The sequence below is a fragment of the Levilactobacillus suantsaii genome, from assembly GCF_004115745.1.
In the GTDB taxonomy this organism is placed as follows: domain Bacteria; phylum Bacillota; class Bacilli; order Lactobacillales; family Lactobacillaceae; genus Levilactobacillus; species Levilactobacillus suantsaii.
In genome coordinates, this window is the sequence record NZ_QXIL01000021.1 from 26,960 (window position 1) to 39,132 (window position 12,173).

A 12,173-nucleotide genomic window follows, 5' to 3' on the forward strand; every position below is an offset into this window, starting at 1 on the left:
ACAATGCCTATTGCAAAGATTATTAAGCAGCCCTCGGATTTAATCACAACTACGACGGTTGCCCCACTTAATACGGGATCGGATACTGCAGCCGTTGCTTTGCTACGCCGGGGAACTGACGCAACCGAAAGCGTGCTGCTAGTTCATGATCCAGAAGAAATGCCAGATGCGGGTTTTGATGAAACAACTGAGGAATATGCGCTTGTCGAAGCAATGTTTGATGTTAAGAATTTCGAAGGTCCAGTTATGATTGGCACTTATCCAAACACCGATGTCATTAGTCTAAATGACGTCAGCGTGACGCCAACTTCTGATGGTGCGACAGTATCTGCTACTATCTCTGGTGTGCAAAAGTGGTTGGAAGACCATTTAAACGATGGCCCTCGGTGGTTTATTCCGGTTGGGATGACGGATGACGACATCAAAACAGCTGCTGATATTATGTACGTCAATGCACACAGTGAGTTGGTATTGCAGGTCGACAACATTGCTGATTTACAGAAATGGCATGATTACGCGGTTGCAACGCAAACCGATAAGGACAAGCTTGGACACCTGCGGGCAATTGTCGAAAAGAGTGCTGAAAATAAGCCGGCCGCACAAGCAGTGGCTTACGCTTCAACTCTGACATTGCTTGACTGGATGCGGATTGGCAATCTTAGCCAGTTCGTACCAAACGACTGGACCCAAGTTGAACTCGATATGATCGAAAACCTAAATAGTTTGACTGTCGTGAATAAGGCGGATGACCTCATGTTGAGCGCTGACAAAGAGTTAAATGGCAACTACATTGACAACTCTTTCAATGCGCAATTCAACACTGATTTTCTGCGATACCGGATTCAAAAGTGGATGAACAGTAAAAACTTTACCGAGATTACTGATGACAATATCAGTGAACTAGTTACGACCGCACAAGCAGCCGGCGATGACTTGTTCAAACTGGGAACCATCGCTACCGGGGACGATGGCAAGGCCGATTTCCATGTAACGGCCAAGTTACGTTCACAGTTATCTTCTTATGAAATCTCGCACCGTAAGTACAAGTCATTAGATGTTCAGATGGGATTGCCTAACCCATTTGAAAAGGTCTACTTGAACAATGCCATTACACTCTAGGAGGTGGAGCTAAATGATTCAACGCGTTCAACTCGATGACGGGAGTTACTTTGTCCTAAAGGATTCTCGCTTTATTCACGTTTACGTGATTGTTGATGGCACTCCAACGGAACTCAGCGGGTTCCAGTCTGGTGAAGCCGTTAACTGGTCTAAGACTGATAACGATGTCGATGTGGCATCTGACTTTAAGGGCGTTCCACTGGGCCTGATTAATCACTCGAAGTTAGGGCAATTTGTTGCTCACCTTAACGACGGCGCCCCAGCCCATGACATCATCTACAGCTGCTACTACCGGCAGATGAACCACTCTTCCGATGTCGTCCCAACCTTTGGATTTAAGGTCCAGAACGACAATAACGGTGAAGTAGTCAAGTCTTCAGTTTGCTTGATCCAGAAGATGCCGAATGGTTCCGTCTCTAACGGGATCACCACGCGCGACTGGACCTTGCTGGCTTGCCAGTACGAAGATACGTTCGGCAATAACGCGGCTTAATCGGCACTATAGAAGAACTCTGCGGGTCTGCTACGGGCCCGCTTTTTACATACCCATTTTGAAAGGATGGAGATTAATTATGACTGAACAAATGCCAGCACCAAAAGTAGACGTAACCAAGTTAGCGGAGAAGGACGAACACGCAACCATCAAGTATGGGCCGCTCGATGATAAGGGTAACCCCACCAAGTCCAAGGAAGTAACCTTCCGGGACCCTGGCTATGGGGTTCTTATGCAAATTCGGTCTAAGCAAAATGTTGGTGACAACGAACGCGACTTCGGTGAAATGGCCAATCTGATCAACGAAAACGTGATCGTCCACCCACGCTACGCCTTCGCTGACCTTAACAAGTCCGTTTCCAAGAAGGATGAATCCAAGGTGGTCACGCTGGACGGACGTAAGGGCAAGAAAGTTCAAATTCTGATGAAATTTCCGGGGTATCGGGAAGCCATTAACCTTGTTACTGATATCCGTGGTGCTAATGGCGCCGACATGTCACTAGGCGTACTAAACGCACTTGACCAAGATGTTTTTCGTCATGCAGACAAGCCGGACAATCCCTTAGACATTCAGTTCTGGGGCGATAACGGGGGCGGTGTGCAGGCCATCAGCGAGGCGCTTACTTACTTTACCGAAGTCATGGACCGCGAAGGGTACTTGACCATCTTCGGTAAGGCTGTGACGTTTCTGCAACCGCTCTACTAATCACTCGATTTACTACAACTCCGAAGGTGAGTTTGACCAGAAGCGACTAAACGCTGATGTGGATCACCTTTACGAGCTGTATGAGCCGGTGCTTGCTGGCTTGGCTAAGTCAATCGATGAGGTCATGAGCTGGACGCTCGACCAACGAATCTTGATGGGGAATCTGGCTCAACGAATCATCGACGAGCGGACTCAGCAACAAAGTATGGCGGTTCAAATGGGGGCTACGGAGTTCTGGAATGCCCTGCAGAAAGCCAATAGCAGATAGGAGGTGTGCCAATGGCTGGAGAAATTAGACGTGAGGACGTCGCAATCGGCTTTAATATCGACTACCAGAAGTTGGAAAAAGTCGATGCGGGAATCGACAAGATCGTGGATAAACTTGGATCTTTGGGCCATAAGTTTGAACCGGTCAATCAGCAGGTTAAGACTTTTGGCACTACCTTCGTCGATACCATCGATAAGGCTTTGGGCGCCAACAAGAAGCTTGACGCTTCTAATTCCGAGGTCAGCAAGGGAATCCAGAATAATTCTCGTGTGGCCACCACTTTTCGTGACAAGATGGCGAACATCAACTCGGTTACTGACAGCTACACTGCGTCACAAGAGCGGCACTATCATCAAGTCGGCACCGCCATGGATCAGGTCACTAAGCACGCCAGCATCTTAGGCAAGAAGCTACACGACTTGCCGAAGGAAACGACGGCTAAGGTCAGCTTCGACACTAACGGCGTTCAAGCTACTGACCTAACCGGCCAGCTTCACAAGGTCGATAAGTCTATGGACAAGACGGCTAAGAAGAGCCGCCGGCTGCACGACATCATCATGGGGACCTTTGTCGGTACTGCAATTTCTAACGGAATTGCGGGTATCACCAACGGCTTACACGAGGCCGCTCAGGCTGGTATGGAGTACAACAAAGAGCAAGACACGATGAAGACTGTGTGGACGTCCCTGACTACTGAGGCACCTAAGGATGGGAAAAATTTAGTCAAGTACATCAACTCCATGTCTCAGCATTCCATTTATGCCGCTGATGCTCTGAATGAGATGGCTCAGTCCTTCTACCACGTTCATTCAAACGAAAAGGAAACCAAGAACTGGACCAATGATTTCATCGCTTTAGGTTCCACGCTGCACATGTCTAATGACGCACTAGCCGAATCTGGTGAGCAATTTGCAAAGATTGTTGCTGGTGGTAAGGCGTCATCCGAAGATATGGCGGTCATGATCAACCGATTCCCAATGTTCGGTGAAGCCTTGCAGAAGGCGACGGGCAAGTCAATGAAACAGTTGTATGCCATGTCCGCAGCTGGGAAGCTATCGGCTAAACAATTTACTGATACGCTGACCTATCTTGGCAAAAAGTACGAAGGTGGGACTAAAGAGGCCATGACTTCATTCCTAGGGATGAGCATGTACTTGAAGTCTCGTTTTAGCACTCTAGCCGGGGACGTCATGAAGACCAGCTTCGAAATGGATAAGAAGACGGCCAGCTCCATGCAAGACCTTCTATCTGACAAGATGATGAAAAAGTACGCTAAGGGGATTAGTTCCGCCTTGGGCGTGGTCACAGGCGCCGCGGTTCATATGATTGGGTACCTTGATAAGCACAAAGACACCGTCATTGACGTGTTGGGGACCACGGGGGATATTGCTGGCGTTTTCGGTAAGGAAGTTTGGTCTGACACAGTCGATATCTTAGATGATATCGGCTCTGCATTCGGATTAGTCGATAAAAACGGGCAAGCCGCTAAGGACCCACTGGAGCAAATCGATGACCTGCTAAAGGGTATCGACAAGCATAAAGAGGGCATTCGAATCGCCGCTAAGCTGATGGTCGGATTCTTTGCCATCAAGAAGGCGACCGAGTTCGTCAAACTGCTCAAGGAAGTCAACACCCAGCTTAAAATTTCAGCGGCTCTAAACGCTATTGGTTCGTTCGGTGGTTCAAAGACGCCTAAGGGGACGCCTGAAATTCCTGCCGAAATTCCTACCGGGTCAGCGCCTAAAGCCGAGGCATCGGCTGGTGGTGGATTGCTGACCAAAGGAAAAGGGCTGCTAAGCGGTGCGGCTGGATTGGTTAAAGGCAGTTTGATTGCCGCAGGAGTTACCACAATCATCGACCGGCTTCCATCAGCGATTGCTGGGCAGGCCAAGGGGGTTAAAGAAGCTTCACAGGGTAAAGATGTCAGCAAGTCGACGAAGAAACAGTTTCTAGGCGGCGTCGGTTCTGACGAGTGGATTGGGAACAAACTTGGGTCTCTCTGGAAATGGGCCACCACGACCCGATACCCAGAAGGCCAAGGCCCTAAGAAGGCCACCCCAAAGAAAGAAACCACGAAGTCGAACCCCTACAGCGGTGTATCCAAGGACACTAAATCTTTCCTGAAATCTACACGCTCACAGATCAAGACGGCCACCAACGGGTACCTAGACATCATGGCGACGGGGTCGAAGAAAGCTATCTCCAAGAATAAAACCACTTACTCCCAGCTGCTTGCCAACGTGGACAAGTATGCCGGATCACAGAAAAAGTCGGCTGATGGCAGTGTGAACTATCTTCGTAAAATCGGGGCCATTACGGCTACAGAGCAAACTAAAGCCCTGCAGAAAGAAGACTCCGGGTCTGCCAAACGGGTCGCCAGTGTCAAGAAAACCATTGCTCAAATCGAACGTGATGAGAAGAATGGCGGAGGCAAGCGAAGTCAGCTGGTTGCTAAACTTGACGGCCAACTCCTTCGACTGACTGACACCGGTGCGAAGAATCAGCGCAAAATTTACAAGCAATTGCACGATGGCGTGACGTCACTGACTTCTAAGCAGTACTCAGCGGTTATGAAGAAGAGCCGCCAGGCACGGACTAGCACTGTCACGGACGCTCGTAAGCAGTACGACGCTCAGATATCGAGCGCTAGCAAGACTTACAGCAAAACACTGAAGTCCGCCAAGGCTACTTACGGTGTCCATTCCGACATGTACAAGAAGATTAAGAAGTACGCCGACCAGCAGTACACCGATACGACTAGCGCTGCTCATCAGCAGTACAAGGACACGGTCAAGTGGGCGAATAAATCCGAAAAGGCCGTCGAACTAGCCGCTGCTAATGCAGCTGGCGGCGTCTACGGAATTATGGGCGTCATGTCCGACAACATCACGATTCTTGGCAAACAGCTTGCCACGGCGGTTGGTGGGACTTGGCACAAGCCTAAGACCAATGATCAAGCGATTCATGATAACACCGACCCTGCTGGGAACTTAGCCAAGGGTGCTAGGAAGCTCCAAGGCAAGACGACCGTGCTCAAGAGTGGGCAGGCAGGAATTCAAATGCCTGACCCACTTACTGGTCACGCGTCTGGTGGTTCAATCGCAAAGCCGGGTATGGCCATGGTGGCCGAGGCCGGTACTGAAATCGGGTACGATTCTCGCTCTGGGAAGTATCAGATTTTCGACCACGGACCGCAGCTGGTGCACCTCACGGCTGGTATGCACATCATGAATCATCGTGACAGCATGAAAGCTATGCGTGGTGGCCTCGGACGAGGCCGGATTCTACCGGGCTATGCCAAGGGGACTGGGTCTGTTGGCGCTGCTTCTGTAGCTACGACAGTCAAGGTGAAGTGCGTCAATGACGCTACCATGAAGAATACTGAATACAAGACCAAGCGGTCGGCTGATCAGATTGGTACTGATATTGTATCTGGGTATGGTAAGGGTACCAAGGGCGCTCAAAAGAAACTGACTAGTCTTAACAAGAAGTCGAGTCAGATCCTGAAGGACACGAAGAATGGAACCAATAAGCAAACAGATCTGATTCGCAAGCAAATGATTGCTGATTTTGACGCCGCTCAAAAGGGTGCCGACAAGCAGCTAGCCCAGCTCAAAAATGGTGGGCTCAAAACCATGGGCAAATTGCAGGATGGCATGGCTAAGGCAGACCAGACCATCGTTTCAGACTTCGGCAATAACTTCGGCAAGTTACCAGGGCTAGCTAAGTCTGCTATGAAGGGCGCTATTACGTCCTTGAATGGTGGTTTTACGGGAATCGACTCGGCCCTGTCCCAATTTGGTGGGAACAAGCAGGTTCTGCGACCAATCCACTACGCAACCGGGTCTAATGGCCCGATTGACAGTGACCAGCTTGCCGTCCTCAACGATGCGTCGGTTGGGCCGCGGCAAGAGCTTGTCGGTCGTGGCAGTCAACTGCTACGGCCTGTCGGTGATAACGTCGCCGTTCACTTAAAGAAGGGTGACGAGGTCTTCAACGGAACACAAGTAGAGCGCGCCAAGTCTTACCTGCCGCACTTTAAGAAAGGAACCGGTGCTAGTGATAGCAAACTGCGTTCACTGGCCTCTAGCAACGCCTCAGCCCCATCTAAAGCGTTTAGCCAAGAGTTCACTGTCAACGTCAAAGCGAATGGCGCTAACTTGCAGAAAGGTTTGACCTCTACAGCTAGTGCTGGTGCTAAGACGATCGGCGTTCCTTGGGAGAATGCGATGTGGGGCTACATCGAGTCACTGATCAATTCTGGTGGTGGCGTCGGTGGCGGCCCTGTGCTTCATTCTCCCGGTTCCGGTTGGATGAAAACGTCCGGATTCGGGAATCGTGGTGCTGTCGGTGGTGGGTTCAGCAGCCATGACGGGAACGACTTTTCGGGTGCTAAGGTGGTCCATGCCATGCAAGACGCTGTCGTCACCCGAGTTGGTGGCGCACCTAGCGGCTGGGGTGGTAGTGACGGGATTGGTGAGTCTGTCGCGACTAAAGGCGGCAACCTCAGTCTTATCTACCAAGAGCTTAACGGCAAGAGCAATTCCGGCGCGACTATTCTTGTCCACAAGGGTGAGCACGTCAAGCAAGGCCAAGCAATCGCCAAACTAGGGCCTAGTGGCACTCACGTCCACGTCGGGGCTTCCACTGAGGGGCTTTGGTCTCACGGTGGGGATTCAACACGTGGTTGGTTGGATGTCACCAAGCTACACAGCAGCTTTGGCAATTCGGAAAGTAAGAAATCTAAGGATAAGCCGAAGGTAAGCAAGGCCATGACTTCGCTGGTCAAGTCCCAACTGGGGCCAACAGCAGTCAAGTGGATCAAGAAGAACCTTCAAGATTCCATCGGCGATGCTGACATCGGTAACCTGTCTGGAAGCATGATGCATCGGGCTAAAGCTTTAGCAGCTGCCATCAAGAAGATGTACGGTTCTGCAACTAACGCCGGAATCGCCGCTGTGCTGGGAAGCTGGGAGTTTGAGTCCGGCTTGAACCCATCAGCGGTTAATCCCAGTGGTGGTGCGTCTGGCCTGGGCCAATGGCTCGGTGGACGTAAGACGGCCTTAATCAACTACTCGAAACGCCATGGCAAAAACTGGAAGTCTGCGGAAGCTCAGCTGGAATTCGCCCTTAAAGGCGATGGCTCTGATAGCTCTGTCTTGAAGAGCGTTTTACGCGGTTCTGGGTCCGTAGCGTCCTTAGCTAACAAGTTATCATCACAGTGGGAACGTGGGGGCTACAACGCACAACACGTCGCAGGAGCCCGCAAGATTGAGGCCGCTTTGCATGATGAAGGTGGCTGGTCTAAGAAGGGGAAGCTCAACATCTTCGGTGAAAAATCCAAAGAGGTTACCATTAACCCTCGTAAGGCTAGCGCTGATGGACTTATCGACAGCGCCATTAAGGCCCGTTCAAAGGTCGATGGTAGCGGCTTGGCTGGAACCCTTAACCAGGTTTTAAGCTCTAAGCCTGCCAGTCGAGTTCAGCCAGCTAAGGTGGCCGGTTCCGCCGGCGGCCGAAATGTCACTATCAAGATGACCAATCACATCAAAATTGAAGGGGCTGGCGATGACTCGGCCATTAAGAAGTCAGTTGAAGCTGGCTTGCAAAGCGGTAGTGAAAAAATGATTGACATGGTTCGTCGAGTAATCGGCACTGACCAGGGCCGGGAAGGATTCGTGATCTAATGGTGAACATCACTTTAAAAAAGAACGTTTCCAGCTCGGTTGATAACGCAATTCGACGTTATCTTAATGTCCCGGGCCACAAGTTGGTTCGCTTTAAAACGGACCAAATTGCACCGGACCAGCTTACAGATAAGCAGCTTACTAGCGAGTACAACAAGAATAAAAAGAAGGTGAAGACTGATGCGACAGGCATTAAGAATACCCAAACCACGATTACCAAGCAGCAAGCGGTAATCGATAAGGCTGATGATTTTCTGTCTAAGCAAAATGGCTATAAGACCCGTAAGGCAGCGTATGACCATGCTGATAAGACGGTGGCCGACCTTCAAAAACAGTTGGCCAAGGCCAAAACTGCTAAGGATAAAAAATCTATCACCGCTAAGATTAAGGATGCCAAGAAAGACCAGACGGCGGCCTACAAGGATTTGAAAAAGGTAACGAGTTCAAAATCCTATCAGGCCAAACTTAGCGAGCAGAGTAAGGCTCGGAGAGCCTTGAAAAACGCCAAGAAAAAACTGGCCAATCTTAAATCCAAGAAGAAAAAGGATAAGGCCGCATACAACGTCTACAAGAAAGAGAAGGCCAAGCGTGCCGCGGCGGCCAAACGCAAGAAACAGAAGGCCAATCTTTCTAAAATTAAGTCAAAAATCAAAGCACACAAAAAACAACCGCTCGTCGGGCAAACTGCGCTGTATCGCGCAGACCTGATGAGTTCGGTTGTTTATTTTTTGGGTGAAGTTCAACCGACGGAAACAGATACCAACGAAGTGACTTCGATCGGTGTCGACAATTCGGACCCACGGGCCGGTAAGTCAACACGGACAAGCAAAGAGCTATCCGGGACTTACTGGCTTTTTGGCAAGAGCTATGCGGCGGCCTGCAAGCAATTTAATGCGATCCAGAAGTTACAACGACTGGACACTGAGTTTGTGATCAAGGGTTTCTCCAACTGGAATCACGTCAAAATTTCCTCAATCAGTAAGACAGTCTCAGGACTCGCCCGTTCCAATGCCTTAGAGCTTAGTATCACTTTTGAGTACGTCAAACAGGGGAGAATCCTGTATGGCAAGGCTAAGAAGAAGACTAAGAAAAAGGGCGCCGTCAAGAGCACTAAGAAGAAGGGCTCCGACAAAGGGAAGTATAAGTCTTATACGGTCAAGTCCGGTGACACGTACTGGGGGCTTGCTCAGAAGAACCACACGACCGTGGCCACCTTGACTAAGCTCAATGGGTCACGGTTTAAGACAATGTTCCCTGGTCACAAGCTAAAAATCCCAAAGTAGGAGGCGATTAGATGCCAAAGCATGAAACGATCGAATTTGACCTAAGCAGCTTGCCAAGTCGAATCCAAGTGGACTTTGAAAATGTCAGCGCGGAGCTCACTCTGCAGTATAGCGAGCTCTCACAGACCTTCACGGTCGATTATGAGGACCTTGACGACGATACCCATAAGATCATGGGCGAGCCGCTCACTTACGGCGTCCCGCTTTGGTACTGGGCCTCTTACGATTGGCTGCCGGTCGAACGGCTAGTCCCGATGGACGAATCCGGCTTGGAGTCCTCAGTGACTAAGGGCAACCTCCAAAAGACGGTTTTCGTCATGGACCAGGATAGTGTTTATGAGAGCGGTGATGGTAATGGGTCTTAAAGTCACCAATCCCAAGGGGAAGACCTGGTACGGGGCGAAGGTGGAATTTGATCTGGTACTTAAATCCGGTACCTATCGATTCACTAATTTCCACCCCAAAGGGTACGGCGTCCAGATCACCGGTGAAATCAGCGGCGGCGATGGGGGAACTCCAGCCACCAACACGTTCAACATTTATAACCTATCGAAGGCTCACCAGAACCTCTTCAAGTCTAAGGAGCACGTGATCGTGAAAGCTGGTGGGTATGACCTCTTCGGCATCATTGGCGCTGGAAATATTACCAAGGTTGCTCCTGCGGTCCGCGATGGTGAGGACACTTACATTGCCATCACGTTCGTAGCTGGAAAGGATTACGCCAAAAACAAGAAAATTTACAATCCCTATTCTGGCAGTAAGAAAGTCAAGCACTCTTACAAGACCAAGAGTGGGCGAACTATTACATGGACCACCACGAAAAAGAAGAACATCAATTTACGCTTTAAAAATGGGGTTAAAGCCAAGACGATTATCCAGCGAATCTCGCGTGAGGCGGGCATTCCTATCGCCGCCCTGCACCTCAAAAAGAACAAAGTGTACAAGAAGGGGTATCGGCTGTCCAGCAAGCCAGAGACGGCCATCAAGGCCATTGTCAAGGACTGCGGCAGCCGTTTCCAGTATCGGATGGACGACATCGTAATTGACTACGACGAGAAGCCGAAACTGTGGCAAACGCACCTGTATCTGACTCTTAAAGATGGTCTGGTCAACATGCCGACTATTTCTGACGAGGACGGGAAGAAAGCAACCTGGACGGTGGTGACCTACCTTAATCCGCTGGTGGCTAACGGGTCCGTTTTCTATGTGGCCGAAAACATCAAGAGCTTGGTGCGGGTCAAGAACTACACGCACAGCTTGGATGATATGCAAACGACTTGTGAAGTGGAGGCGGTTTAGATGAGTAAAGATAGAAACGACGCTTTAAAGCTGCTAGTCGATGAACTGCTTCCATACTTTCAAGCCGACGTTCATAGTCATATGAAAGGAAAAGTGGTCTCCATCAAAAGTGGGAGTCCCATGTATGCAGACGTCCAGCCATTGCCGGAACAGTCTGACGGTGAGATCCGTGCTATCTATGGTAACTGCCTAGTCTTGGCCAGTGCAGCCGAATATCTCAAAGATGGCAAACCCACAAAGCTAAAGCGTGGGGACATCGTCGAGGTAGCGTTTGATGACCGGGACCAAGATAATTTTGACGGCGGTTCTGGTAGCTACAGCCTAGCCAGCCGTCGAATGCACAGCGAAAACGACGGAATAATCATGGGGGTGATCCGATGAGTATGGATATAGCGACTGACGAAACCGGTGATGTGATCATTGACCCAGAAACCGGCGACTTTGTCATGGTTGATGATGCAGACCAAGCTGTGGCCACCAACATTGCTTTAGGCACCAACGAGGGCGAACTATCTTGGAACCCCGATTTTGGTCTTAATCATCTCCACGTCATTGAAAACTTGGATGACATACCGAGCTTAGAAGCTGAGATTGAAGACTATCTCGAATCTCAATTTGATAATTTTGTTAGTGCTGAGATCAAAGACATTAAGCGTAATGGGCGTACGGCAACGGTCGACTTAGCCGTTACTTATTTGGATGATTCTGGCGAAGAAACAACGGTAACCGCAGGAACGGAGGTGGATAACATTGGGACTGACTGATAAAGGATTTGACCGGGAAGAGCTGGACGACATCCGCGAGGGCGTTAACCAGCGTTTTAAAGAATCCCTAGGCGATAGTCTGGCCACCGATGATGCTCACCGATTTGGCCAGTTTGCTGGGGCTATTTCGGTAGGCAAGAACCTCGTCGAACAGTTGGCTGAGCTAACTTACAACTCACCTTACACGCTACGCGGACGGGACCAAGACTTAGATATCAGTGGATCAGACATCGGAGTTTCTCGGACGCCCGCGACGGCTGCTACCGTTTACCTGCAGATTGATGCTGATCCAGATACCGTAATTCCCGAAGGAACTCAGTACAGCACGGCTGATGGGGTCGTCTTCAATACACTCGATGAAGCAAAGGTCCCTGGGGTAGCTACCGTAAAGGACGACACTGGGGCTGACGTTCCACTGACGGATGACGACGGCAACGAGATTGGTCGGGTGACCGTACAGGCCCAGGCAAATGAACCGGGAGTGAGTGGCAACGTTAGCGCCGGAACCATCACGGATGAAGGCGGTAGTGATGGTTCCGAGGGAATTGCGGGAG

General features: G+C 50.2%; 11 protein-coding genes. All 11 read left to right on the forward strand.

Features of this window, described 5'->3' with window-relative positions:
• Positions 1–3: 3 nt before the first annotated feature.
• Complete coding sequence (locus DXH47_RS09230) at positions 4–1,119, forward strand: hypothetical protein (protein WP_129033047.1); 1,116 nt, start codon at positions 4–6, stop codon at positions 1,117–1,119.
• A gap of 13 nt (positions 1,120–1,132) precedes the next feature.
• Complete coding sequence (locus DXH47_RS09235; RefSeq protein ID WP_129033048.1) at positions 1,133–1,612, forward strand: hypothetical protein; 480 nt, start codon at positions 1,133–1,135, stop codon at positions 1,610–1,612.
• A 79-nt stretch (positions 1,613–1,691) separates the two neighbouring features.
• Positions 1,692–2,318: a hypothetical protein gene (locus tag DXH47_RS09240; protein WP_129033049.1), complete on the forward strand. Its 627-nt coding sequence runs from the start codon at positions 1,692–1,694 to the stop codon at positions 2,316–2,318.
• Between the two features lie 100 nt (positions 2,319–2,418).
• Positions 2,419–2,586 carry a hypothetical protein gene (locus DXH47_RS11710; protein ID WP_170954999.1) on the forward strand — a complete coding sequence of 56 codons (168 nt, stop codon included), beginning with the start codon at positions 2,419–2,421 and terminating at the stop codon, positions 2,584–2,586.
• Positions 2,587–2,597: 11 nt separating this feature from the next.
• Positions 2,598–8,273: a phage tail tip lysozyme gene (locus DXH47_RS09245; protein ID WP_129033050.1), complete on the forward strand. Its 5,676-nt coding sequence runs from the start codon at positions 2,598–2,600 to the stop codon at positions 8,271–8,273.
• The gene (locus DXH47_RS09250; protein WP_129033051.1) at positions 8,273–9,556 is read left to right on the forward strand and encodes a LysM peptidoglycan-binding domain-containing protein; all 1,284 of its coding nucleotides are present in this window, start codon (positions 8,273–8,275) and stop codon (positions 9,554–9,556) included. Before DXH47_RS09245 ends, DXH47_RS09250 begins: the two co-directional genes overlap by 1 nt.
• Positions 9,557–9,567: 11 nt before the next feature.
• Positions 9,568–9,921, forward strand: a complete 354-nt coding sequence (locus DXH47_RS09255; protein WP_129033052.1) for a phage baseplate plug family protein — start codon at positions 9,568–9,570, stop codon at positions 9,919–9,921.
• On the forward strand, positions 9,911–10,855 hold the full coding sequence (locus tag DXH47_RS09260) for a hypothetical protein (protein ID WP_129033053.1): 945 nt from the start codon (positions 9,911–9,913) through the stop codon (positions 10,853–10,855). Before DXH47_RS09255 ends, DXH47_RS09260 begins: the two co-directional genes overlap by 11 nt.
• On the forward strand, positions 10,856–11,236 hold the full coding sequence (locus DXH47_RS09265; RefSeq protein ID WP_129033054.1) for a hypothetical protein: 381 nt from the start codon (positions 10,856–10,858) through the stop codon (positions 11,234–11,236).
• Complete coding sequence (locus DXH47_RS09270) at positions 11,233–11,619, forward strand: hypothetical protein (protein ID WP_129033055.1); 387 nt, start codon at positions 11,233–11,235, stop codon at positions 11,617–11,619. Before DXH47_RS09265 ends, DXH47_RS09270 begins: the two co-directional genes overlap by 4 nt.
• Positions 11,606–12,173: baseplate J/gp47 family protein (locus DXH47_RS09275; RefSeq protein WP_137975627.1), on the forward strand; the 568-nt coding region annotated here is incomplete at its 3' end. The genes DXH47_RS09270 and DXH47_RS09275, both read left to right, overlap by 14 nt.